Annotated in this window: 21 protein-coding genes; 17 read left to right on the top strand and 4 right to left on the bottom strand. The window is 71.0% G+C overall.

The window, feature by feature from the left end:
* The first annotated feature begins 8 nt into the window (after positions 1 to 8).
* Genes AMETH_RS19700 through AMETH_RS19660 form a run of 9 tightly spaced genes read left to right on the top strand, consistent with a single transcriptional unit; the run spans position 9 to position 9,560 of the window.
* Positions 9 to 1,214, top strand: a complete 1,206-nt coding sequence (locus AMETH_RS19700) for an LLM class flavin-dependent oxidoreductase (RefSeq protein ID WP_017982865.1) — start codon at positions 9 to 11, stop codon at positions 1,212 to 1,214.
* Positions 1,214 to 2,095, top strand: a complete 882-nt coding sequence (locus tag AMETH_RS19695) for an LLM class oxidoreductase (RefSeq protein ID WP_017982864.1) — start codon at positions 1,214 to 1,216, stop codon at positions 2,093 to 2,095. Before AMETH_RS19700 ends, AMETH_RS19695 begins: the two co-directional genes overlap by 1 nt.
* A complete protein-coding gene (locus AMETH_RS19690) occupies positions 2,092 to 3,285 on the top strand; it encodes an acyl-CoA dehydrogenase family protein (RefSeq protein WP_017982863.1) in 1,194 nt (397 codons plus the stop codon). The genes AMETH_RS19695 and AMETH_RS19690 overlap by 4 nt, the downstream gene beginning before the upstream one ends.
* 10 nt (positions 3,286 to 3,295) lie before the next feature.
* Entirely contained in the window at positions 3,296 to 4,315 is a 1,020-nt protein-coding gene (locus AMETH_RS19685) for an aldo/keto reductase (RefSeq protein ID WP_017982862.1), read from the top strand.
* The gene (locus tag AMETH_RS19680; protein ID WP_017982861.1) at positions 4,312 to 5,325 is read left to right on the top strand and encodes an aldo/keto reductase; all 1,014 of its coding nucleotides are present in this window, start codon (positions 4,312 to 4,314) and stop codon (positions 5,323 to 5,325) included. Before AMETH_RS19685 ends, AMETH_RS19680 begins: the two co-directional genes overlap by 4 nt.
* Positions 5,322 to 6,371 carry an LLM class flavin-dependent oxidoreductase gene (locus AMETH_RS19675; protein WP_017982860.1) on the top strand — a complete coding sequence of 350 codons (1,050 nt, stop codon included), beginning with the start codon at positions 5,322 to 5,324 and terminating at the stop codon, positions 6,369 to 6,371. Before AMETH_RS19680 ends, AMETH_RS19675 begins: the two co-directional genes overlap by 4 nt.
* Positions 6,368 to 7,684, top strand: coding sequence for an NtaA/DmoA family FMN-dependent monooxygenase (locus AMETH_RS19670; RefSeq protein WP_223842876.1), 1,317 nt, complete (start codon positions 6,368 to 6,370; stop codon positions 7,682 to 7,684). The genes AMETH_RS19675 and AMETH_RS19670 overlap by 4 nt, the downstream gene beginning before the upstream one ends.
* The gene (locus tag AMETH_RS19665) at positions 7,681 to 8,748 is read left to right on the top strand and encodes an LLM class flavin-dependent oxidoreductase (protein WP_017982858.1); all 1,068 of its coding nucleotides are present in this window, start codon (positions 7,681 to 7,683) and stop codon (positions 8,746 to 8,748) included. The genes AMETH_RS19670 and AMETH_RS19665 overlap by 4 nt, the downstream gene beginning before the upstream one ends.
* Positions 8,745 to 9,560, top strand: coding sequence for a nitroreductase family protein (locus AMETH_RS19660; protein ID WP_017982857.1), 816 nt, complete (start codon positions 8,745 to 8,747; stop codon positions 9,558 to 9,560). The genes AMETH_RS19665 and AMETH_RS19660 overlap by 4 nt, the downstream gene beginning before the upstream one ends.
* Before the next feature lie 138 nt (positions 9,561 to 9,698).
* On the opposite strand, the gene AMETH_RS19655 is transcribed toward AMETH_RS19660, so the two are convergent.
* Positions 9,699 to 10,655: an RluA family pseudouridine synthase gene (locus tag AMETH_RS19655; protein WP_017982855.1), complete on the bottom strand. Its 957-nt coding sequence runs from the start codon at positions 10,653 to 10,655 to the stop codon at positions 9,699 to 9,701.
* Positions 10,656 to 10,710: 55 nt separating this feature from the next.
* On the opposite strand from AMETH_RS19655, the gene AMETH_RS19650 reads away from it, so the two are divergent.
* Complete coding sequence (locus AMETH_RS19650) at positions 10,711 to 11,166, top strand: hypothetical protein (protein ID WP_017982854.1); 456 nt, start codon at positions 10,711 to 10,713, stop codon at positions 11,164 to 11,166.
* A 170-nt stretch (positions 11,167 to 11,336) separates the two neighbouring features.
* The gene (locus AMETH_RS19645; protein WP_017982853.1) at positions 11,337 to 11,969 is read left to right on the top strand and encodes an SRPBCC family protein; all 633 of its coding nucleotides are present in this window, start codon (positions 11,337 to 11,339) and stop codon (positions 11,967 to 11,969) included.
* Between the two features lie 49 nt (positions 11,970 to 12,018).
* Here AMETH_RS19645 and AMETH_RS19640 read toward each other — a convergent pair whose 3' ends face one another.
* Both AMETH_RS19640 and AMETH_RS19635 read right to left on the bottom strand, forming a co-directional pair.
* A complete protein-coding gene (locus AMETH_RS19640) occupies positions 12,019 to 13,401 on the bottom strand; it encodes an MFS transporter (protein ID WP_017982852.1) in 1,383 nt (460 codons plus the stop codon).
* Between the two features lie 98 nt (positions 13,402 to 13,499).
* Positions 13,500 to 14,411, bottom strand: coding sequence for a dihydrodipicolinate synthase family protein (locus tag AMETH_RS19635; protein ID WP_026153178.1), 912 nt, complete (start codon positions 14,409 to 14,411; stop codon positions 13,500 to 13,502).
* A gap of 129 nt (positions 14,412 to 14,540) precedes the next feature.
* Between AMETH_RS19635 and AMETH_RS19630 the strand changes: the two genes are divergently transcribed.
* A complete protein-coding gene (locus tag AMETH_RS19630; protein ID WP_017982850.1) occupies positions 14,541 to 15,521 on the top strand; it encodes a LacI family DNA-binding transcriptional regulator in 981 nt (326 codons plus the stop codon).
* A 417-nt stretch (positions 15,522 to 15,938) separates the two neighbouring features.
* Positions 15,939 to 16,226, top strand: coding sequence for a hypothetical protein (locus tag AMETH_RS38090; RefSeq protein ID WP_017982848.1), 288 nt, complete (start codon positions 15,939 to 15,941; stop codon positions 16,224 to 16,226).
* Between the two features lie 284 nt (positions 16,227 to 16,510).
* On the opposite strand, the gene AMETH_RS19620 is transcribed toward AMETH_RS38090, so the two are convergent.
* Positions 16,511 to 18,322, bottom strand: a complete 1,812-nt coding sequence (locus AMETH_RS19620) for a hypothetical protein (protein ID WP_017982847.1) — start codon at positions 18,320 to 18,322, stop codon at positions 16,511 to 16,513.
* A 363-nt stretch (positions 18,323 to 18,685) separates the two neighbouring features.
* Here AMETH_RS19620 and AMETH_RS40465 point away from each other — a divergent pair, with 363 nt between their 5' ends.
* From AMETH_RS40465 to AMETH_RS19600, 4 genes are read left to right on the top strand one after another with little or no spacing between them, the layout of a single operon-like run.
* Complete coding sequence (locus AMETH_RS40465; RefSeq protein WP_223842875.1) at positions 18,686 to 19,939, top strand: TerB N-terminal domain-containing protein; 1,254 nt, start codon at positions 18,686 to 18,688, stop codon at positions 19,937 to 19,939.
* Positions 19,940 to 19,992: 53 nt separating this feature from the next.
* Entirely contained in the window at positions 19,993 to 20,952 is a 960-nt protein-coding gene (locus AMETH_RS40460; protein ID WP_223842874.1) for a tellurite resistance TerB family protein, read from the top strand.
* Entirely contained in the window at positions 20,949 to 22,277 is a 1,329-nt protein-coding gene (locus tag AMETH_RS19605) for an ATP-binding protein (protein WP_017982844.1), read from the top strand. The genes AMETH_RS40460 and AMETH_RS19605 overlap by 4 nt, the downstream gene beginning before the upstream one ends.
* Entirely contained in the window at positions 22,252 to 24,474 is a 2,223-nt protein-coding gene (locus AMETH_RS19600) for a DEAD/DEAH box helicase (RefSeq protein WP_038533244.1), read from the top strand. The genes AMETH_RS19605 and AMETH_RS19600 overlap by 26 nt, the downstream gene beginning before the upstream one ends.
* Positions 24,475 to 24,482 lie beyond the last annotated feature (8 nt).

Here is a 24,482-nt window from a genome sequence, read left to right as displayed (position 1 = left end):
AGCGAACAGTGCTGCACCTCAACGTCAACATCCTCAACGCGGGCGTGTTCGGCGGGTCCTGGCGGTACCCGGGCACCGACGGCACCGCGAGCTACACGATCGAGCACTACACCTCGATCGCGAAGAAAGCCGAGGAGGCCAAGCTCGACGCCGTGTTCCTGGCCGACGGCCCGGCGCTGGACCCCGGCACCAAGCACCGCACCGGCAACAACTTCGAGCCCACCACGGTGCTCGCGCGGATCGCGGCCCGGACGGAGCGGATCGGGCTGATCGGCACCCTGTCCTCCTCCTACAACGACCCGGTCGAACTGGCCCGCCGCCTCGGCGACCTCGACCACGTCAGCGGCGGCCGGTTCGGCTGGAACGTGGTCACCACCGCGGGACCGGTGGCGGCCCGCAACTTCGGCCGGGACGGCGAGATCGACCACGCGGTGCGGTACCAGCGCGCCGCGTGGTTCACCCAGCAGGTGGTGGCGGCGTGGGCGTCGCGCACCCGGTTCGCCTCGCCGCAGGGCCGTCCGGTGGTGGTGCAGGCCGGCGGGTCCAGCGACGGGCGCCGGCTCGCATCCCGGGTCGCCGAGGTGGTGTTCTCGGCCGACCAGGACCTGGAGCACGCGCGCGCGTTCCGGGCGGAGATCCGCGCCGGTGCCGTCAAGTTCGGACGCGACCCGGCGGAGATCGTGGTGCTGCCGGGGCTGTCCACCGTCGTCGGCAGCACCGAGGCGGAGGCGAAGCGGCGCCGCGAGTTGCTGGACGAGCTGCTCCCGGACGCCTACGGCCGCGGCCGGCTCGCGGCCCAGCTGGGGATCTCGCTGGACGGCCTGCGCGACGACGAACCGATCCCGGCCGGCTTGCTCGTCGAACCCGACGAGGCGGGCGGATCGCAGACGTTCTACCGGGTCGTCAAGGAGATCATCGACCGGGAGAACCCGACACTGGGCACGTTGCTCAAGCGGTTGTCCGGCGGCGGCGGGCACCGCATCGTCACCGGCACCCCGGAGCAGATCGCCGACGACATCGAGACCTGGTACCGCGCCGGCGCGGCGGACGGGTTCAACGTCATGCCCGACGTGCTGCCCTCCGGTTTCGACGACTTCGCCGACCACGTCGTCCCCGAACTGCGCACGCGCGGGCTGTTCCGCACCGACTACGACGGCACCACGCTGCGCGCCCACCTCGGCCTCGGCCTGCCTGCTCTGGAAGGAGCCGCCTGATGAGCACGATCGTGCAGCTGGCCCTCGCGGTCGGTGACCGCGTCTCGCTGAGCGAGGCGAGCGCGCTGACCGCACTGGCCCGGGATTCCGGGGTGGCGGCGATCCGCCTGGCCGACACCCCGCACACCCTCGACCCGACGGTGACCGCGTCCCACCTCGCCGGAGTCCACACAGGAATCGGGTTCGTCGCCGAGGTGCCGACCACGCACCACGCGCCCTACAACACCGCGCGCCGGGTGTCGTCGCTGGACCGCGCCACCGGGGGCCGGGCGGGCATCGCCCTGCTCGCCGGGGACGGGGACGAGGTCAGCGACGCGACCGCCCCGGATCCCGCCGCGGCGGACCCGGCGCGGCGGTGGAGCGAGTACGCCGGTGTCCTGACCCGGCTGTGGGAGTCGTTCCCGCGGCAGGCGCTGATCGGCGACCAGGAGGCGGCTCTGGTCGTGCGGGAGGAGCTGATCCGGCCGGTCGGTCACGACGGCGCGTGCTACCGGGTGGCGGGTCCGCTGGACGGGCCGTCGTCGGCGCAGGGCCGCCCCGTTGTGGTCGCCGACCTCGGTGTCCTCGACCCGGCCGCGGTGGCGGAGTCCGCGGATGTGGTCGTGGTCGAGCACGCGGCCGGGGCCGCCGACGCGCTGACCGAAGCGCTGCGCGCGGTGGGCCGCGACCGCCGGGAGGTGACGTTGCTGGGCCGGGTCCCGGTGGGTTCGCCCGCGGATGTTCTGGCGTGGGTGCACGAGCACCGGCTGGACGGAGTCGAGCTGGTGCCCGCGGGCGGCGCCGGCGAGGTGGCGGCGGTGCTGCGGGCGTGGGCGACCGAGGCCGCCCCGCCACCGACCCTGCGGGCCGCGCTCGGCCTGTGTGCGGAGGTGGCGGCATGACCGCGGTGGCTCCCGCCCCGACCGTCGAGGGCATCCGCGCCGCGGTCGCCCCGATCCTCGCGCGTTTGCGGGCGACCGCCGCCGTCCGGGAACGCGCTCGGGACTACGCCTTCGCCGACGTCCGGGCGCTCGCCGAGCAGCGGATCACGCTGACCGGGATCGCCGTGCGGGACGGCGGGGCGGGCGGCTCGGTGCGCGACGTGGCCGACCTGGTGGTGGCGATCGCCCGAGCCGACTCGAACGTCGCCCAGGCGTTGCGCAGCAGCTTCCTCACCGCGAACCGGGTCGCGACGCGGCCCGATCTGCCGCACCGGGAGGTCACGCTCCGGCGGTTGCGGGCCGGGGACCTGTTCGCCGGAACCAGCAACGAGCGCACCGGCGGCGCCAGCGGTTCGGTGAGCACGACGTTGCGCCGCGACGGCGACGGCTACCTGCTCAACGGCGAGAAGTACTACTCGACCGGCGGGCTCTACGCGTCGTGGTTCTCCGGCTCGGCCCTGGACGACAACGGCGATGTTGTGTTCTTCACAGTGCCGGTGGACCGCGCGGGGGTGCACCGGCTCGACGACTTCGACGCCGTCGGCCAGCGACTCACCGCCAGCGGCACCACGCGGCTGGTGAACGTCCGCGTCATGGCCGAGGAGATCGCGCCGCGGGACAACCACCTGCTGGACAACCCGTGGCTGGGATCGTTCGCCCAGCTGTACCTGGCGGCGATCGAGGCGGGCATCGCCGCGGCCGCCCTCGACGACGCCGCCGCGTTCGGCCGCGAGAAGGCCCGGCCGATCAAGCACAGCTCGGCGTCGAGGTCGGTCGAGGACCCGTACGTGCGGGAGACCGTGGGGGAGATCGCGGCACGGGTGCACGCCGCACGGTCGGCGGTGCTGCTGGCCGCCGAGGTGCTGGAGCGCGTGCGCGGCCTGACCGGCGCGCAGGCGCGCACGGCGGGGGCGGAGGCCGCGGTCACGGTGGCGCAGGCCGGTGTGGTGGCGATCGAGTCCGCGCTGCGCGCCGCCGAACTGCTCTTCGACGTCGCGGGCGGCTCCATCACCGACCGCGACCTCGGCTTCGACCGGCACTGGCGCAACGCCCGCGTGGTCGCCAACCACAACCCACGGCGCTGGAAGGCCGCGGTCGCCGGCGCCTATCACCTCACCGGCGAGGAACCGCCGACGACCGGGCTCTTCTAGGAGGACCACGTTGACCCTCGAACCCACCCGCGTGCTGGGACGCACCGGCGTCCTGCTCACCCCGCTCACCCTCGGCGCCATGAACTTCGGCCGCCGGCAGGACGAGGCCGCCGGCGTCGGCATCATCCACGCCGCGCTGGACGCCGGGATCACCGCGATCGACACCGCCGACGTCTACGGCCAGGGCCGCTCCGAGGAGATCGTCGGCAAGGCCATCCGGGGCAGGCGCGACGACATCTTCCTCGCCACCAAGTTCTCCGGCCGCGTCGGCGACGAGCCGCGGCACGCGGGCACGTCCCGCCGCTGGATCGTGCGCGCCGTGGAGGACAGCCTGCGGCGGCTGGGCACCGACCACCTCGACCTCTACCAGGCGCACCGGCCCGATCCGCGCACGAGCCTGCTGGAAACCCTGCAGACGCTCAGTGACCTGGTGCGCCAGGGCAAGATCCGCTACTACGGCACGTCGGTGTTCCCGGCGCACCAGCTCGTCGAGGCGCACTGGCTGGCCGAAAAACACGGCCTCATCGCCCCGCACACCGAGCAGCTGCCCTATTCGCTGCTCGTGCGCGGCGCCGAACGCGAGGTCTTCCCCGTGACCCGCAAGTACGGCGTCGGCGTGCTCGGCTACGGGCCGCTCGCCGCGGGCTGGCTGTCCGGGAAGTACCGGATCGGTGGCGGGCAACCGGAGTCGGCGCGCGCCGATCTCGTGCCCGGCCGGTTCGACGTGTCGCTGGACCGCAACCAGCGCAAGCTCGCCGCCGCCGACGCGCTCGCCCGGCTCGCCGAGGACACCGGGCGGTCCCTGGTCGACCTCGCCGTCGGGTTCGCGCTCACCCACCCGGCGGTGAGCAGCGTGATCATCGGCCCGCGCACCAGCGAGCACCTGGCCGCCTACCTCAAGGCCGCCACCGTCGAGCTGGACGAGGACACCCTCGACCGCATCGACGAGATCGTCAGCCCCGGAACGCAGTTCCTCGAACGCGACACCGGCCGGGATTTCCCCGTCCGCGACAACAGGAAGGCCTCATGAGCACCTACACGCCCGCCGACGACCGCTACGACGCCGCCGAGTTCCGCCGCGCCGGCCACTCCGGTCTCGACCTGCCCGCGTTCTCCTTCGGGCTGTGGCAGAAGTTCGGCCCCGGCTACTCCTACGACACCCGGCGCGAGATCGTGCTGCGCGCCTTCGACTTGGGCATCGCCCACTTCGACAACGCCGACCGCTACGGGCCGCCGCACCGCGCCGCCCAGGAGTTCTTCGGCCAGGTGCTCGCGCGCGACCTCAAGCCGTACCGGGACGAGCTGATCCTGTCCACCAAGGCAGGCAACCCGATCGGCAAGAGCCCCTACCTCAAGGGCGCCTCGCGCAAGTCGCTGCTGGCCTCGCTCGACCACAGCCTGCGCGACCTGGGCACCGACTACGTCGACATCTTCTACAGCCACAGCCCGGACGAGAGCACCCCGCTGGAGGAGACGGTGGGCGCCCTGGTCAGCGCGGTGCAGCAGGGCAAGGCGCTCTACGTCGGCATCTCCAACTACCAGCCGGACCGGGCGCGTGAGATCGCCGGGCTGCTGCGGCGGGCGGGTGTCCCGCTGCTGGTCCACCAGCCGCGGTATTCGATCTTCGACCGGCGGCCGGAGCGCAACGGCCTGCTGGAGCTGGCCGCCGCCGAGGGGTTCGGCCTGATCGTGTATTCGCCGCTGGCGCAGGGCCTGCTGACCGACAAGTACCTGGCGGACATCCCCGACGGCGCGCGGGCGCGGGACAGCGCTTTCCTGTCGCCGGAGGTCATCGACGACACCTACCGGCAGCGGGCCGCGGCGTTGAACAAGATCGCGGCCGACCGTGGCCAGTCGCTGGCGCAGCTGGCGCTGCAGTGGGTGCTGCGCCGCCCGGAGGTCACCTCGGCGTTGATCGGCGCCAGTTCGGTCGCGCAGCTGGACCACAACGTGCGGGCGCTGGATTTCCCGCCGCTGACCGAGGCGGAGCTGGCGGCGATCGACGAGCACGGCGTGCACGGCACCGGGCTGGCGCTGTGAACGCCCCGATCGGTGCGGGTGTGGAGGACGGGCGGCCGTTCCGGCTGAACTTCCTTCTGCACCTCGACGACGACCTGCCGCCGGCGCGGGCCTACCGGCAGGGGATCGAGCTGTTCCGCATCGCCGAGGACCTGGGCTACGACTCGGGCTGGGTGATCCAGCGGCACTTCCGGCAGGGCAAGGAGCACGTGTCCGCGCCGCTGGTCGTGCTCGCCGCGATCGCCGAGCACACCAGCCGCATCGGCCTGGGCACCGGTGTGCTGGTGCTGCCACTGGAGGACCCGCTCAAGGTGGCCGAGGACGCGGCGACCCTGGACGAGCTGTCCGGCGGGCGCCTGGAACTCGGGGTCGGATCGGGGCCGTTCCCCGGCGCGTGGGAGGCGTTCGGGCGGGACCTGGACCGGCGGCACGACGAGTTCGACGCCGCGGTGGCGCGGCTGCACGAGGTGCTCGACGGCAAGGCGCTCAACAGCCTCGGCGAGGTGCTGCACCCACCCGGCGCCGGGGTGCGGCAGCGGCTGTGGCAGGCCACGACCAGCGCTCCCGGCCGGGCCGTGGCGTCCGCGGCGGCGGCCGGCCGCGCCGGGGACGGGCTGCAACTGTCCCGCGCCACCGCGTGGAGCGGCGGTTCGGTGCGCGAGGCGCAGCAGGCGCAGGCGGAGTGGATCCAGGCCTACCGGGCGGCGTGGACCGAGCCTGGTCGCGCGCCGCGGGTGCAGGTGTCGCGGGCGGTCTACCCGCACCCGGACCGGGCGGCGGCGGTGCGGCTGGTGACGCCGGGGGTGCGGCGGTGGCAGAGCTGGCAGTCGCACCGGCGGGACGCCGCCGGGCTCGGCGTGGCGGAGTACCTGGCGGCCGACCACGCGCTGCTCGGCCCGGCCGCGGAGCTGGCGGGAGAGCTCGCCGCCGACCCGGCCCTGCGACAGGTGACCGACCTGCTGGTCAGTTTCGTGCCCGGGGTGCCCGGCTTCGACGAGCACGTGCGGCTGCTGACGGACACGGCGACGGAACTCGCGCCGCTGCTGGGATGGAGTCCGGCGTCGTGAGTTTCCACCTGAACCTGTCGTTGATGACGCCCGGGCACTTCCGCACCGCGTGGCGGCTCCCGCGCGCCGACCCACTGGCCTATGTGGACATCGACCACTACCGGCGGCTCGCGCGGATCGCCGAGGAGGCGAAGATCGACGCGGTGTTCCTCGGCGACAGCCCGGCGCTGCGCGGCGAGATCGAGGACGCGCCGGGCACCGGTCTCGACCCGCTCGTGCTGCTGGGGCACCTGGCGGCGATCACCACGCACCTCGGGGTGATCGCCACCAGCTCGACCACCTACAACTCGCCCTACAACCTCGCCCGGCGTTTCCAATCGCTGGACCACGTGACGCGAGGCCGGGCCGCGGTCAACGTCGTCACCACCGGCAGTCCCGCGGCGGCCGCGAACTTCGGTCTCGCCGAGCACCCGCCGAAGGGGGAGCGGTACCGGCGGGCGCACGAATTCCTGGAGGTCGTCACGCGGCTGTGGGACAGCTGGGACCAGGGTGCGATCGTCGCCGACAAGCGGGGCGGCCGCTACGCCGACCCCGACCTCATCCACCGCATCGACCACGTGGGCGAGTTCTTCTCGGTCGCCGGCCCGCTGCCGGTCACCGCGGGACCGCAGGGACGGCCGGTGATCGTGCAGGCAGGCGGGTCCGCGGAGGGGCTCGCGGTGGCGGGGCGGTTCGCCGACGTGGTGTTCACGGTGGCGCAGACCCAGGCCAAGGCCGTGGCCTTCCGCGACGACATCCGCGTGCGGGCGGCCGGAGCCGGGCGCCACCCGGACGACGTGAAGGTCTCGCTCGGCGTGGTCGTGCTCGTCGCGGAGACCGAAGGGCAGGCCCGGCGCCGGGAACAGGAGCTGTACGCGACACTGCCGATCGAGCGGTTGTCCGCCGCGCTCGTGGCGAACCTCGGGCTGCCGCCGGACAGGTTCGGCCCGGATGATCCGATCACGGTCGCCGACCTGCCGGACCGGGTGCCGGAGAGCGCCTTCTCCGCCGGGTTCAGCGCCTCCACCCGCGCCCTGATCGCCGACGGGCCGCGCACGCCGCGGGAGCTCGTCCAGCGGGGCGCCGGGGGATCGGGGCACCGGCTGCTGGTCGGTTCGGCCGAGCAGGTCGCCGACGACCTGCAGGCGTGGTACGAGGCCGGCGCCGCCGACGGGTTCACGGTGATGCCGGCCGACACCGCCGTCGACTTCGAGAACTTCGCCCGGCTGGTCGTGCCGATCCTGCAGGAGCGCGGCCTGTTCCAGACCGGGTACCGCCACCCGACCCTGCGCGCCCGTCTCCTGGCGCGCCTGACCGAGGGAGCATTGTCGTGAGTGCCGAATTCCTGTGGTACATCCCGAACCAGGCCGAGCCCGGCCACCGCGGCGACGCCGTCACCGCCGACCACAACAGCCTGGACACCCTCACCGCACAGGCGAAAGCCCTGGAGGAGCACGGCTGGGGCGGCGCGCTGATCGGCACCGGCTGGGGACGGCCGGACACCTTCACGGTCGCCACCGCACTGGCCGCGCGCACGACGACGTTCCAGCCGTTGATCGCGGTGCGGCCCGGCTACTGGCGGCCGGCGAACTTCGCCTCCGCCGCCGCGACACTGGACCACCTCACGCAGGGGCGGGTGCTGGTCAACATCGTGTCCGGAAAGGACAACCTCGCCGCCTACGGCGACAGCGAAGGCGACCAGGCCCAGCGGTACGCGCGCACCAAGGAGTTCCTGCGGATCGTGCGCAGGCTGTGGACCGAGGAGAACGTCACCTTCCACGGCGAGCACTTCAGCGTCACCGACGCGACGGTGGCGCCGCGCCCGGTGGTGCGGGGTGAGCGCCGCCATCCGCGCCTGTACTTCGGCGGCGCGTCCGCGGCGGCCGAGGAGGTCGCCGCCACCGAGGCCGACGTGCAGTTGTTCTGGGGCGAGCCGCTGGACGGGGTCGCCGAGCGGATCGACCGGCTGGAGCGGCTGAGCGAGAAACTCGGCCGGGAGCATGCGCCGCTGGAGTACGGGCTGCGCGTGACGACGCTGGTGCGGGACACGACGGAGCAGGCGTGGGCCGACGCGGAGGCGAAGGTCGAGGCGATGGCGAAGGGCGCGATCAGCCGCGACCCCAACCGGTTCGTCGCCACCGGCCAGCAACGGCTCCTGGAGCTGGCCACCCGAGGCGACGTGCTCGACGACAACCTCTACACCGCGCCCGGCCGCTACGGCGGTGGCGGCGCGGGGACCACCTGGCTCGTCGGCTCGGCCGAGGACGTGGCGAAGTCGCTGCGCCGGTACCAGTCGCTGGGCATCACGCACTTCGTCCTGTCCGACACCCCGTACCTGCCGGAGATCAAACGCCAGGGCGACCAGCTGCTGCCGTTGCTGAGGGAGGACAGCCGATGACCGTCGAGGACCCCTACCGCGCCCGGTACGGTCCCGGCGCGCCGACGGACCTCCCCGATCGGTGGAGCGACCTGGTGGCCGCGCAGCTGGCCCACCGCTCGGTGCGCGCCTACCTGCCGGATCCGGTCTCCGACGCGACGCTGACCACGCTGATCGCGGCGGCCCAGTCCGCGCCGTCGTCGAGCAACCTGCAGTTGTGGAGCGTGGTCGCCGTCCGTGATCCGCGGCGGCGCGCCCGGCTGGCCGAGGTCGCCGGCGGTCAGTGGCACATCACGGAGGCGCCACTGCTGCTGGTGTGGCTCGCCGACCTCGCCCGCGCCCGGCGGATCGCGGCGGAGGCGGGCGCCTCCGGCGAGGGGGCGGACTACCTGGAAAGCGCTCTGGTGGCCGTCATCGATGCCGCGCTGGCGGCCCAGAACGCCGCGCTGGCCGCGGAATCCCTGGGGCTGGGCACGGTGTTCGCCGGCGCGTTGCGCAACGACCCGCTCGCGGTGTCGCGCGAGCTGGGGCTGCCTGCACACGTGTTCCCGGTGTTCGGGCTCGTGGTCGGGCATGCGGACCCGGCGCGGCCCACCGGGGTCAAGCCGCGGCTGGCGCAGCGCGTGGTACTGCACCACGAGCGCTACGACGACTCCACGCAGGCCGACGGGATCGGCGACTACGAGAAACTCCTGGCCGACTTCTACACCGAGGCGGGCCTGGAGCCCAGTTGGGTGCGGCGGGTCGCGGAACGCTTCGGCAGCGTCGCGGGACTGCGCGGCCGCGACCGGCTGCGCGAAGCGTTCCGGCGGCAGGGTTTCCAGCTGCGCTGACCGCGGGCCCGCGGGAAGCCGCTCAGTGCGCCCGTTCCAGGGCGCCCAGCTCGGCGAGCAGCTCGGTCCGCAAGGCGGCCACCAGCTCGTGCATCTCCACCCCGGGGGTGATGCGCTTCGGCCGGGCAGCGAACCCCATCACCCGGGACGCGATGCGGTGCCCGCCTCGCCGCCGCTCCAGTCCGCATAGGACTCCCACGCGCCCAGCGTCAGCTTGCTTTCGAAGTGCCGCCGCTCGCCCGTCACGGGGTCGGTGAACTTCAGCGTCTTGGCCAGCAGCTGCAGCGGGCGGCGGAAGTCGTCGAGCGGGGCGTCGACGACGGTGGGGTAGAAGCGGTCGCCCAGGATCGGGATCCCGAGGTGGTTCATGTGCACGCGCAGCTGGTGGGTGCGCCCGGTCGCGGGCACCAGCCGGTAGCGGCCGCGGCCGTCCGCGTGCTCGAGCAGTTCGACGCGGGTCTCGGCGTTGACCGGCCCGGCGACTTCGCGCGCGGTGAGGCTCCCGCGGTCCTTGACGATCCGGCTCCGCACCGTGACGGGGAAGTCCAGGTGCGGGTCGTGCCGCGCGACCGCCTCGTACTCCTTGGTGACGCGGCGGTCCCGGAACAGGGTCTGGTACCGGCCGCGGTACTCGCGCCGCGTGACGAACAGGAGCAGCCCCGCCGTGGCGCGGTCCAGCCGGTGCGCCGGGCTCAGCTCCGGCAGTCCGAGGTCGCGCCGCAGCCGGACGAGCGCGGTCTCCAGCACGTGCTGTCCCCGCGGAATCGTGGCCAGGAAGTGGGGCTTGTCGGCCACGACGAGGTGCTCGTCGCGGTGCACGACGCCGATCGGGAACGGCACCGGCACCTCGTCGGGCAGGTCGCGGTGGAACCACACGAACGCGCCCGGCTGGAACGGGGTGTCGGCGGTGACCGGGCCGTTCTCGCCGGCGATCCGTCCCTCGGCGAGCATCTCGTCGAGCCGTCCCGCGGGCAGGCGGCTGAGGCGCTCGGCGAGGTGGTCGCGAATCGTGGTCCACGGCCCCTCGTCGGGCAGCTTCAGCCGCGCCGGGTCGAGCCCGTGGCGCTGCGGCAGCGGGGCCGGCCTGCGTGACACGGGTGGACCCTACCGGCGCTCCCCCGCGAGGTTCGCGCCCCGGTCGTGCACCGAGGTGGCCCTCGAGCTCGACCAGACCCCGCAGCGGGTCTACTACCAGGTCAAGCGCCTGCTGGACGCCGGCCTCGCGCGTCAGGTAGCCCAGCGCCGGGTCCGCGGGATCCACGAGGGGATCTACCGGGCGGCAGGCCGGTCCTACTGGTTGTCCCCGGCCCTGGTGGGCCGCATCGGGATGCGGCAGACCCGCGACCGGCTCAGCCTGGGCTACCTGGTCGACCTGATGGAGGACGTGCAGGCGGACATCGCCGCGCTCGGCCTCACCCGCCCGGACCTGCCGTCGATCGGCGTGTCCGGCGACATCCGGGTGCGCCCGGAGCAACGCAAGGCGTTCCTCGACGAGCTGCGGCAGACACTGCAGGACCTGTTCACCCGCTACGGCGGGGCCGACGGCGACGCGTTCCGGCTGGCCGTCGCCTGCTACCCCAGAGGAGAACCCGATGAGCGAACCTGACCTGATCCTGACCACGATCGTGCCGACCCGGCTGGAGGAGACCTACCAGGCGCTGACCGATCCGGCCGCGCTGCGTGTCTGGCTCGCTGAGCACGCCGAGGTCGACCTGCCCGGCAGATACGAGTTCTGGGGCCGGTTCACACCGGGACGGCGCCGAACCGCACCAGCGCGTGCTGCACGTGGACGAGGACGGCACCCTGGTCACGCTCAGCCACAGCGACCTGCCCGGCTTCGAGGAGGTGATCGCGGACCAGGCCGGTGCCCGTGGCGCGCTCCACACGTTCTGGTCGCTCGCGATCGCCAACCTGGCCGACTACCTGGCCGGCCGCGAGCTGACCCCGATGGTCGACTTCACCTCCAGCGAACTGCGCGCGTCGGTCGTCATCGACGCGGCCCCGGAGGAGGTGTTCGACTCGATGATCCAGCCGGAGGTGTTCAGCAAGTGGTTCGGCGCCAACGTGGACATCGAGCCCCGTCTGGGCGGCCGCTTCGCGATGGGCGGGTTCGAACTGGACCCCGGCGGGGCCAAGTTCGTCGAGTTCGAACCCGGCCGCAAGGCCGCCCTGCTGTTCGCCGACGGCGAGACCACCAGCTGGGAGCTGGACGGCTCCGGCGGCAAGACCCGGCTCACGATGATGCACAGCGGCTTCGACCCGGACAACCCGCCCTACCCCGGCTGGGCCGGCTGGCTCGGTGGCATCGCCGGGCTCCGGCGTTACCACGAACTCCCGGGCCGGCACTCGATCGGGCGCCAGGTCGAGATCGCCGGTGTCCCGGCGGGCATGCTGACGGTCGACCAGTGAGACGAGTGCCCCGGAACCCGTTCCGGGGCACTCACCGCCGGCGGCGGTCTCAAGGGGACAGTTCTTCGAGCACCTGGCCTTTGGTTTCGACGGCGTGCCGGATGGTGACCACGCCGCCGATCAGTGCGACCACGGCGAAGGCGGCGAAGACGTAGCGGATGCCCAGGCCGGCGACGACGAAGCCGACGAGCAGCGGGCCTGCGGAGGAAGCGGCGCGCAGCCACGCGCTGCCGAACCCGGTGCCCACGGCGCGCAAGCGGGTGGGGTAGAGCTCGGCGGAGTAGAGGTAGAGGGAAAAGGCGATGGTCTGCAGGATCGCGTAGGCGATCGGGGCGAGGATGACCACCTGCGTGGCGGTCGTGGCGCCGAGGGCCGTGAGCACCACCAGTGGCACGGTGGCGGCCAGGAAGGCGATGGCGTACCAGCGTTTGCGGCCGACCTTGTCGATGTAGAGCGCGCAGAGCACGGAGGCGACGACACCGACGGCGGAGGTGATCCAGCCGTAGAGCAGGCTGGTCTGCAGGGGCAGGTCGAACACCTGCCGGTAGAGCGTGGGCAGCCAGGTGACCAAGCCGTTGTTGATGACGTAGACCGTGATCCACAGCGCCCACAGCATCAGGGTGCGCTTGAGGTAGATGCCGCGGAACAGGTCGCGCCAGCCCGCGCCGGTCGCGGGTGCGGTGACCGGGCGGGCGGCGGGCTCGGGCAGCGGTTTGCCTTCCTTGACGGCCTCCCGTTCGAGCATGGTGACGACCTTGTCGGCGCGGTCGAACTTGCCCTTGGCGGCGAGCCAGCGCGGGGATTCGGGCATGAACACCCGCAGCGGGATCATCAGCACGGCCGGGACGAGCCCGACGACGAACAGGGCGCGCCAGCCGAACTCCGGCACCAGGAAGTAGCCGGCGAGCCCGGCGAAGAGCAGGCCGACCGGGAAGATGACCTCGTAGAGCAGGAAGAACCGGCCGCGTTTGCGGGCGCCGACGAACTCGTTGATGTAGGCGCTGGCCACCGGCACCTCGCCACCGGTGCCGATGCCCTGCAGGAAGCGGAGCACCAGCATCGAGGCGCCGCTCCAGGCGAACAGGCACGCGATGTCCATCGATACGAACAGCACGATGGTGATGAGCAGGGTGCGCAGACGGCCGATGCGTTCGGCGAGCCAGCCGAACAGGATCGCGCCGGCGAACTGGCCGACGTAACCCGCGGAGAGGATCAGGCCCACCCATGCGGGGGTGAGGTGCCATTCGGTGACCAGCTTGGGCATCGCGAAGGCGATGACCAGCACGGTGTAGGCGTCGAAGAAGGTGGCGGTGCCGATGATGACGCGGATCATCAGGAGCCGTCGGGTGACCGGGAGCCGCTCGAGCCGCGCCACCAGCGCGGCGTTGGCCTTAGCAGCCGCGCCGGGGCTGCCGGCAGCGAAAGTCGTCATGGGTTTCGTTTCCTCGCCCTCCGCCGCGGTGCGGAGTCGTGGGGACAACATTGTCGCCGGTCCCGGCGGCCGGGCCGCCGCCGGGACGCGAGTGGAGCTCAGACGAGTTCGGCGCTCTTGAGTGCCTGCACGATCTCCTCTTCGGCCTCGGGGGAGAGGTCGATCAGCGGGGAGCGGACGCCGGCGTGCTCGAGGATGCCGCGCGCTTTGAGGCCGAGCTTGAGCGCGACGGTGCCTTCCATGTGCGAGCCGCGGTGGTAGACGGCCTTGGTGACTGGCAGCAGCCGGTCGTGCACGGCCCGGGCGGCGGGGTAGTCGCGGGCCTTGCCTGCGGCGATGAGCTCCAGCAGGGGTTCGGGGGCGAGGCCGCCGTAGCCGACGAGCAGGCCGTCGACGTCGAACATGGTGTGCAGGAGGTACTCGTCGTGGCAGGACAGGATCTGCAGGTCGGGGTGCTCGCGGCGGAGCACCGGGACATCGGTGTCCCAGCGGCGCATGTTGCGCACGCCGTTCTTGGTGGCGAACACGCCGTCTTGCGCGGCGATCTCGAGCAGGGTGTCCAGGTCGTAGGTGGCCTTGGTGTTGTCCGGGTACTGGAACAGGATGCAGGGCAGCCCGGACTCCTCGTAGATCGCCCGGTAGCGGTCCTGCGGCGCGCCTGCCTGGTAGCCGAAGCGCAGCCAGCCGTGTGAGGGGTAGATCAGCCCGGCCTTGGCGCCGGCGGCGACGGCGCGCTTGGCCTCGGCGACCGCGACCGCGGTGCCCTCGCCGGTGATGCCGGCGATGACCGGGATGTCCACGGCTTCGGCCAGGTTGGCGATGGTGGCGACCTGCTCCTCCTGGGTGAGGAAGGTGCCCTCGCCCGCGTGGCCGAGGATCACCAGGCTCTTCACGCCGTCGTGCCCGGCCAGCCAGGTGCCGAGCTTCGCCATCGCGGCGTGGTCCACCTCGCCGTCCGGCGTGAACGGGGTGACCGGCGCCGGGTTGAGGCCACGGAGATCCAGTGTCATCTCGAAGTTCTCCTTCTCGTCGGCGTGTTCTGGGAACGGTTGCGGGAACGTTCCCATAGAATGCGCCACATGCCTCCCGCCGTCAACAGCGAGTCCGGAAAGTCCTCGCCGACCAGTAGCCTGACCCCCGTGGTGACCATTCTCGACGTTGCCCGGGCCGCCGGGGTCAGCAAGTCCACCGTGTCCCGTGTCCTGGACGAGCGGCTGCCGCACTCCAACAGCCCCACCGCCGAACGGGTGCGGCGGGTCGCGGCCGAGCTCGGCTATGTGCGCGACCCGCTCGCCTCGGGGCTGCGCCGGGCGGGCACCAACACGGTGGGCGTGATCGTGCCCCGGCTCACCGACACCGTGATGGCGATGCTCTACGAGGAGATCGCCGCCGCCGCGGGCGCCCGGGGGATGTTCGCCATCGTCGCCACCACCGAGGACAAGCCCGACACCGAACGGCTGGCGGTGCAGACCCTGGTGCGCCGTCGCGTCGACGGGCTGATCCTCACCACGGCGCGGCTGGGCACGCCCACCGCGCGGGACGTGCCGCACGCGCTGGCCCTGCGCACTGACGGCATCGGCCCGGCCGCCGTCGGCGACGACCGCCTCGGGGCGCACTTGGCCGTCCGGCACCTGCTCGACCTCGGCCACCGGCGCATCGGCCTGGTCGGCGGCCCCGGCTACGCCTCCAGCGCCCGGGAACGGCGCGCCGGCTACCGCGAAGCCCTCGACCAGGCCGGGATCGGCTTCGACGACCGGCTGGTCGCCGGGGACGCGTTTTCCATCGAATCCGGCGAGGTCGCCGGCCGGGACCTGCTGGACCGGGCGGACCGGCCCACCGCGATCTTCGCCGTCAACGACAACACCGCCATCGGCGTGATGGCCGCCGCCCACGCGCTCGGGCTGCGCGTGCCCGAGGACCTGTCGATCGTCGGCTATAACGACATCCCCATCGTCAGCCGCCTGCCCGTGCCGCTGACCACCGTGCGCGTCCCGTTCGGACAGATCGCGGCCGGCGCGCTGGAACTGCTCAGCGAAGCCTCCCGCGGCGAGCAGCCCCGCACGCTCGTCGCCACACCCACCCTCATCCCGCGGCGCTCCACCGGACCGGCGCACACGTGACGGCGTCGCGGGAACGGCTTGGTCTGTAACTCGGGGAGGGTGGCAGCCGACTCCGGGTAGAGACACGGCGAACACCGGTCAACCGCGGAGGCACCGTTCACCAAGACCGTGTCAGCAGCCCCCGGCGGTTCCGCGAATACCGGAGAAAGAACCTCTGCCATGAGCCAGCCGATTCCGCCTGCGCCCGAAAACCCAGCCAGCACTCGTGCCGGGAGGCACTGGCCGTGGATCGTCGGCGTGGTTGCCGCGTTCCTCGCCGGTGTAGGCGCGGCAAGCGCGACCGTCCAGCGCCCGGCCGTCGATCAGACGGCCGCGGCAGCGCCGACCACCATCACCCGCACGGTGACCGTGCCCGCTTCGGCGACCACGGCCGCGCCGGTCACGATCATCAGCACCGTCACCGCCCCACAGGAGACCGTGACGCGGACCGTGATCTCGTCCGCCGCCCCGGCGGCTCCTCGATCCGGTGGCAATGGCACCCTGAGCGACGGTGTGCACCGCATCGGCACCGACGCGAAGGCCGGCCGGTGGAAGACCGCGGGTCCTCGGGACTCCTTCGGTTGTTACTGGTCCCGCAACAGCAACGACTCCGGCGACTTCAGCGCCATCATCGCCAACGGCCTCGTGCAAGGGCCGACCAGCGTGACCGTCAAGAGCGGCGAGTTCCTCGAACTCTCCGGCGGCTGCACCTGGACCCACGAGTAGCACGCTGTCCGCGCTGTGCCGCGGCCGCAGCACCGTATGACAGATGTCGCCCGAACGAGCCGCGGCGAAGCCCCGCCGGGAACGCGGCGCGCCGAACCTGGCTACTCCAACGAGCCGGAATAGGTCAGCGCGCTGGCTTCGCGCTGCATCCAGGCCCGTGGCTGCATCGGGACGCTGATCAGGTCAACTGCTGGCAATGCCAGAACGGTTGCGACGACGGCCGCCGTGGGCGCAGCGCCGCAACTCGGACTTCTCCGCGACCCTGCGTCTGCAGGACGGCGGCATCAGCCGCTGCCGATCACCGTCAGATCGGTGACGTACCGGACTGCGGCCAGTCGCGCGGTCTTCAACAGCATCTCGAGCAATTGCAGGCGCAGGGTGTCCCGGGAGACAATGCCGGCCTCGATGTCCGCAGTCAGCTGTCGGTACCGCCCTCTGCTGAGATTGGGTTGCACGATCACCACCTCGGTCCGCCCCTGTGCTCCGGCGGCTTCGAGCTTCTCCAGAAAGCCGGCTCCTTTGTCGTGAACCCGATCGCCGTCGATCCAGCTTGCCGGATCGGCGAGTGAGGGACGGCTGAGGCGGCCGATCAGCTTGCGCCGATCCATGTACGTCAGGTTCTTCAGCGCCTGGCTCACCACGACCTCGTAGTCGGTCACCTTCACGCCCCGGCGAGGGGAGCTGTTCGACGATGCCTTGACGTGAAAGATCCGGAGCAGGTTGTCCGCGTCGAGATGGAAGAAGTCGGCCGCTTCCCCTGAACTGTCGTCACAGAGCAGCCATCCTTCGGAACAGTAGTCGACGATCCAGGCGAACAGGGAGTCGTCACCGTTCTCGTGGATGGCGTCGTGGATGGCTTGGGCCCCTTCGGCGCCGGCGGGCTTCTCCCTGGTGATCCGGTAGCCGTCGAAGTCCTCCCACAACCAGCCGGAAAACGGGATCGGACTGAAGTTCTGCTTCCAGACCTTGCCCGCCGAGTACTTGTGTCCGGAGCCGAAGTGGACTTCGAGCATGTCACCGCTGTTCAGCGCGCCGAGAATCTGCTCCGCGGCTGGTAGTGGCTGGGGCGCAGTGCGGTCGAACCCGATGCTGAGCACGAAGCGGTCATCGACGCGGTTGAGGCTCGCGGCAAGCCGGCCGCTCGAGGCGCCCTCGAGTCCGACATCCATGGTGAACCTCGTTCCGGTAGCACCTTCCCGGACCTCGAGCACCGCGTCCTGAAGGAGTTCGGCTGCCGCCACGACTTCGTCGCCTCCGCTGGTCGCTTCTGGTGTCTCGTCCGGTTGAATCGGGATCACTTCGTACGCACCGGAAATCTCGGCAGGATCGCTGACTTCCTGGGCAAGGCCGGGGAATGCCGAGAAGATGCCAGGATCGGTGAGGATTTCGGAGGACACTCGCAGGATTTCGCCCACCGTGAGGAGGTATTGGTGGAAGTCGGTGGAGTCCTTGAACCAGATCTGTGATTTGCCTGCGGTGACACCCACCTTGCCTTTGAGGTAGAGGATACCTGGGTCTTCGAGCATCTCGCTGCGAGCTGCTCCCCACGCGAACGAGCTGTCCTCCACGGGATCCAGTGCGACGCCGAGATCGGTTCCGCCCAGTGCTTTGCTGTAGGGGCGGCGCGAGCTGGGTCGCTGGACCGACCGAAGCCAGATGTTTTTCGCGGCGCCCTGGAGGAAGGCTGCTTCCAGGACGTTGGTGGGAAGACGACGAAGCGGTGGTCGCGGCGGTTTGTCCAGCTGTCTCTGGAGGCGCTCTGCCACGCCTTTCTCGGCGCGCACGGCGATCAGTTCACCACGTCGGAGGACCAGTGTGAGCTCGTGCGTCAAGTCGGTGAAGCCGGATCCCGGCAGGGCCCAGCCGGGTGGACTCGCTTGAACGTTCACCTGGCCGAACAACTGGTCGATCTCGAGGCCGGTCAACGTGTCGAAGCCGGCGATGACATCGCCTGAGGCGGCGTCCAGTTCGGTCTCGGCGATGGTGTGCAGGGCGGCCCCTGGCCGATGTCGTCGCGGTTTCTTGAGGAGCCGGACGACGGTTCCGAAGCCGAACGCGGGGTCGTCCCCGATGCAGCGCAGAACGGTGACCGACATGTAGGGCTTCAGGCAGGGCCAAGGAATTTCCTCGAATCGATGCGCGGAGTCAGAATCAGCTGTCAATTCTGCTTCACCCTTTTCGCGGCTTGCAAAGGCTGGCGTAAGCACCGTTCGTCATTGTCAGTGCCGCCGTTACCCGTGCCCCGGACCCGTGACGATTTCGTCATCGAAGTAGGTGCAAGTGAGTGAAACGGATTCGCTCGGCGGTGGTGCAGAGTGCGGACTTGTCATCAATTCCCACATTCCGATGGGATTCGGGAAGCGCCTGTCAAGATCGAGATCGGTGACGATCATGTAACGCCGGTAACTCCGGCCCGCATCTCGGCGATGGTCAGGTGAATCGATCGCGGGGAGGTCCAGTTGGCGCTGGCTGTCGTCATCTTGCTGGTGCTTGCGCTGGTGATCTGGCTGATTCGGAGAAAGCGGGCATCCGCGCGATCCGCGCCGGTTGTCGGCGGTGATCGGGCAGTTCAGCCAGTCCATCCGCCGCCGCAGGTGAGTGCGCCGGTTGCGGCGATGCCGCCCATCCAGCGGTACCCGGCACTTCCGGCCGCGACACTGTCTTACGCGGAATGGGTGCCGGCCGGACGGGACGTCAAGGTCGCAGGCCTCGTTATCCGTGGCGGCATGTTGTACCTCGGACGCAGCATGGCCGATGCGGCCGGAAATGGTGTCGAGCCGGCGTTGATCGATCCCACGCTGCCTGTGGACGGCGCGCGTCCCGACTGGACCGGCGAGACGATGGACTACTGGCCGTCCTATTCGGACATTTCACCCCGCGGTCGCGCCGCGTATCTGGCATGGCTCGCCGGTGGTCGCAGCAATCCGCGCGCCTACATCGGCTACGTCTTCGTCTACTTCTACGGCCTGGAACGCCGTTTGCTCACCGAACTCCCAGGCACACCGGACCCCGCAGCGGAGTTCCGCCTGCTGACCGGCGAGGTGCGTCGGTTGCTGGGGATCTACCGGGGGAACCGCTCGTTCGAGCAGTACGCAAGTAGCCTTCTGGACTGTGTCGCGATCCTCGACCCCACCGCGCGCTGGAACGGCCCGCCGCCGGCGTTTCCGGAGTGGACCTACGAACTGCCGGCCGAACTCCGGCTCGGGTTGGGGCAACTGGTGGCCGCCGGCCGGCCGCTGCCTGCGGATTGGGCACTGGCCTGGTACACCCACCACCCCGAGACACGGTTGCGAACCCCCGCGCAGCGGTGCCCGGACGAGTTCCACGAGCTGTTCACGGCCCGCTACCAGGAGCGGTTCGGCGACGGCCTGGTCGTCAAGCCCAACAAGACGCGGTTGAGCAGCCGCTACTTCCCGGCCAGCGGCGGCTTCGGCGGTGAAGTCAAGCTGGAGAACCCGAACCTGCCCGATGTCGGCAAGCTGACCGGGCCGGTCACGAAACTCCGGGATCTGATCGAAGCGGTCACCGACGATCTGGACGCCTACAGCAGGCACCTCGGCCGTCACCCGGGCGACACCGGCTCCCCGGCCGCGGTCGCCCTGCTGCCCAAGGGCGTCAGCTATCGGGCAGATGAACGGACCGAGCGATTTGGTCCTGGGCGGCGCGCGGCATCGACGACAATGGCCGCTCGGTCGTCCCAGCGCAGGAGCTGATCGAGCGCTGGCCGACCATCACCGGCAAGCTCGCCAGGGCCGACGCGGTGGCCGTGGCGCAGCTGTTGGAGAAGCGGGGGCTCGGGATTGAGCCGGACGTCCGGTTTGGCGGTGGCGTGCCGACGCCGACCTCCTCGGTGGTGGTGTTCCGCCGCGGAGAAGAGCCGGTCAGCGCCCCGGGACCGCGGTACGGCACCGCCCTGGCAATCATCAACCTTGGCACGCTGGTGGCCGCCGCGGACGGCACCGTCACCGAACCCGAGCGTGCAGCACTGCGCGACCTGGCCTTCAGCGGCCTCGACCTGAGCACCGACGAGCGGATCCGGCTGGACGCCCACGCCGCGCTCGTGCTGACCAAGCCACCCACCGCGGCTGCGCTGCGCCGCCGTCTCAGCGTGCTCCCCGACGAGCACCGCGCCGACGTGGGCCGGCTTCTCACCACGATCGCCGCGGCAGACGGAAGGGTGACTCCCGACGAGGTCAGGACCCTGGAGAAGTTGTTCCGCGAGCTGGGACTGGACCCGAACGACGTCTACTCCACGCTGCACGCCACCGTCGTGGCCGGGGAACCGGACGAGCTCACCTCCGTCCGGCTCCCCGGAGCGACCCCCGCCGGGCGCGCAATCCCCGCGCAACCCGAGCGAACGGCTACGTTGACCCTGGATCCCGCTCGCCTCGCCCGGACGCGCGCGGAATCCGCGGCCGTGGCGGCCGAGCTCGCGGAGATCTTCGCGGAGGAACCGGAGCCGGTCCCCGCGCCACCACCGGTCGCGGCCCAGGCGACGGCAGCGGAACTCGACGCCGCCCACACCACCCTTCTCCGGCAGCTCGTCGAGAAGGACACCGTCACTCGAGGAGAGTTCGACGACCTGGCCGTTGCGCTCGCCCTGCTGCCGGGCGGTGCGCTCGAGGTGCTCAACGAAGCCGCGCTGGATGCCACCGACGAGCTTCTCATCGAGGGCGAGGATCCCCTCGAAATCAACCACGATATCGCGAAGGACATACTGCAATGACCGCTTCCGGCGCTCGTCTGCGCCCCCGTGACCGGGACGCCATCGTCTCCGCCCTGCGTGCCGGGGTGGTGCCGCGCACCGGCTTCCAGCACATCCAGGTCGGCCGGGCCTCCGAGGTCGTCGCGATGCGGCGGGAGATCGACCGGATCGCCGACGGCGGTTCGGCCGTGCGCTTCGTCATCGGGGAGTACGGGGCGGGCAAGACGTTCTTCCTCAACCTCGTCCGGTCGATCGCGGCCGAGCGCAAGCTGGTCACGACCTCGGCCGACCTCACCCCGGACCGGCGCCTGCACGCCAGCGGCGGGCAGGCTCGCGCGCTCTACGCCGAGCTGATGCGCAACCTCGCCACGCGCTCCACTCCGGACGGCAACGCCTTGCCGGGCATCGTCGAACGGTTCATCACGTCGGCGATCCAGGAGGCGTCCGCGTCGGACCGCTCACCGCGGGCGGTCATCGCCGACAAGCTGGCTCAGCTGTCGGAAAGCGTCGGCGGGTACGATTTCGCCCAGGTCATCGGGGCGTACTGGACGGGCCACGACACCGGCAACGAGCAGCTCAAGACCGATGCGGTGCGCTGGCTGCGCGGCGAGTTCGCCACCCGCACCGAAGCCCGCGCCGCGCTCGGCGTCCGGACCATCGTCGACGACGCGAACGTCTACGACCACCTCAAGCTCGTCGCCCGGTTCGTGCGGCTGGCGGGGTTCACCGGGCTTCTGGTGTGCCTCGACGAGATGGTGAACCTCTACAAGCTGGCGCACACCGGTGCTCGCCGCTCCAACTACGAGCAGGTCCTGCGCATCGTCAACGACTGTCTGCAGGGCAACGTCGAAGGGCTCGGGTTCTGTTTCGGCGGCACGCCGGAGTTGCTGATGGACACCCGTCGCGGGCTGTACAGCTACGAGGCCCTGCGCAGCCGCCTGGCGGAGAACAACTTCGCGGTCGGCGGCCTGGTCGACCTCTCCGGACCCGTGCTGCGGCTGGCGAGCCTCACCCCCGAGGACATGCATGTCCTGCTTGAACGCCTCCGCCACGTCTATGCCGGCGGAGACCCGTCGTCCTACCTGCTTCCGGACGACGCCCTCGGCGCGTTCATGGAGCACTGCGCGGGCCGGATCGGTGACGCCTACTTCCGGACGCCGCGCAACACGATCAAGGAGTTCGTGAACCTGCTCGCCGTGCTCGAGCAGAATCCTGGAACCGACTGGCGGGAGCTGCTCGGGCAGGTGAGGGTCAGCGTCGAGACCAACCCTGATCTGGCTCCGCTGCCCGGCGAGTCCGGTCCCGACACCGATGGTGCCGATGAGCTCGCCAGCCTCCGCATCTGAGGCGGCGCACTTCGATCTTCTCCACCCACGGGTGCAGCGGTGGGTCTGGCAGCAGGGATGGTCCGAGCTCCGTGATGTGCAGGACGCGGCGATCCCTGCCGTGCTGAACGGGCACGACGTGCTGATCGGCGCGGCGACGGCGGCCGGGAAGACCGAGGCGGCGTTCTTGCCCGTGTGCTCGGCGCTGGTGGAGCAGGGAACCTCGAACGGTTCGGGGGCCCAGGCACTCTACGTCGGCCCGCTCAAGGCGTTGATCAACGACCAGTTCCGGCGAACCGAGGAACTCTGCGGAAGTCTGGACATCCCGACACACCGCTGGCACGGCGACGTCGCCGCGTCGCGTAAACAGGCGGTGCTGAAGAACCCGTCCGGCATTTTGCTGATCACCCCCGAGTCGCTGGAAGCGCTGTTCGTGTTGCGCGGGCCGGCGATCCGCAGGCTGTTCGCGGCCCTGGGCCACGTCGTGGTCGACGAACTGCACTCGTTCATCGGAACGGAACGCGGCGCGCAGCTGTTCTCGCAGCTGCATCGGCTGGAGACCGCGCTCGGCCGGCATGTGCCACGCATCGGGCTGTCGGCGACCCTCGGCGACATGCGCCTGGCGGCAGAGCAGCTGCGCCCCGGCGGCGGTGATCGGGTCACGGTCCTGGTGTCCACCGGTGGCGGGCAGGAGATCCGGCTGCAGCTCCGAAGCTACGTCACCCGCCGGCCCGATCCGGGTGGCGAGACACCTGATACAGCGGTCCGCGGCATCGCCGATCATCTTTTCACCGCTCTGCGCGGGCGCACGAATCTGGTCTTCGCGAATTCGCGTAGGAGTGTGGAGCAGTTCGCGGCCGAACTCGCCGACCGATCCGCGGCCGCACGGGTGCCCAACGAGTTCCACCCGCACCACGGCAACCTGGCCAAGGAGCTGCGGCAGGACGTCGAAGCATCACTGCGCGATCCGAGCCGGCCCGCCACGGCGATCTGTACCAGCACGCTGGAGATGGGAATCGACATTGGCGCCGTCGCCCAGGTCGCGCAGATTGGGCCACTGCCTTCGGTGGCCGCGCTGCGCCAGCGCCTCGGCCGCTCCGGGCGGCGCGGTGAGGCGGCCGTGCTGCGTGCCTATGTCTCCGCCGTCGCCACGGACGCCCGCTCCACCACGCTCGACCGCCTCCAGCTCCCCCTGGTGCAGTTCATCGCAGCCATCGAACTCCTGCTGGAGCGTTGGTGCGAGCCACCCGAGCAGGCCCGGCTGCACCTGTCGACACTCGTCCAGCAGCTCCTGTCGCTGATCGCCCAGCACGGCGGGGCCACACCTGCCGAGGCGTTCCGGGTGCTGTGCGGCCGGGGCAGCCCCTTCGCCGCGGTCAGCAGCGCTCAGTTCGCCACCTTGCTCCGCGACCTCGGCTGTCAGGAGGTGCTCGTCCAGAGCGCCGACGGCACCCTGCTGCTAGGACCGCGTGGCGAATCTGTTGTCAACCACTACACCTTCTACGCGGCGTTCCGGAGTCCGGAGGAATACCGGCTCGTGTCCGCCGGACAGCAACTGGGCACGATGCCCATCAGCTTGCCGCTGTACGACGGGCTGCTGCTGGTCTTCTCCGGCCGCCGCTGGCGAGTCGTGGCCGTCCACGAATCCGACAAGGTGGTCGAACTGGCGCCGGCAGCGGGAGGCAGGCCGACCTTCCTCGGGGAAGCCTCCGGCTCGGTGCACGGAAAGATCCGTACTCGGATGCGGGAACTGCTGGAAGACGTGGTTGTCCCGGCCTACCTCGACTCCCGTTCCGTGGAGTTGCTCGGCCAGGCTCGGCGCGCGTACGCCTCATCGCACCTCGACAGTTACCCCTTCCTCGCCGAGGGCGCAGACACGATCGTCTTCCCGTGGACCGGCGACCGGACTCTGAACACCTTGGTGCACGTCCTCAACACACGGGGAGTCGACGCCTCCGCGGAAGGCGCTGCGCTTCGCCTGGGCGGGACCACACCACAGGCCGCCGCGGCAGCGTTGGCCGACTTCGCGGAAGGAACCGAGCCGGATCCGCGCGCCGTCGCCGCGACCGTCGTCAACAAGGCGCAGGAGAAGTTCGACGAATGGATCGGCGAGTCGCTGCTGGAGGAGCAGTTCGCTGCGGCGGACCTCGATTGCGCCGGGGCCGTGAAGGTGGCGCGGGTTCTCACGGCCACAAGACATCAGGATCGGATGGAATGAGGACGGGC

The organism is Amycolatopsis methanolica 239 (assembly GCF_000739085.1).
Classification (GTDB): Bacteria; Actinomycetota; Actinomycetes; order Mycobacteriales; family Pseudonocardiaceae; genus Amycolatopsis_E; species Amycolatopsis_E methanolica.
Note: the sequence above shows the minus strand (reverse complement) of the source record. Positions and strands in the feature narration are given on the sequence as shown.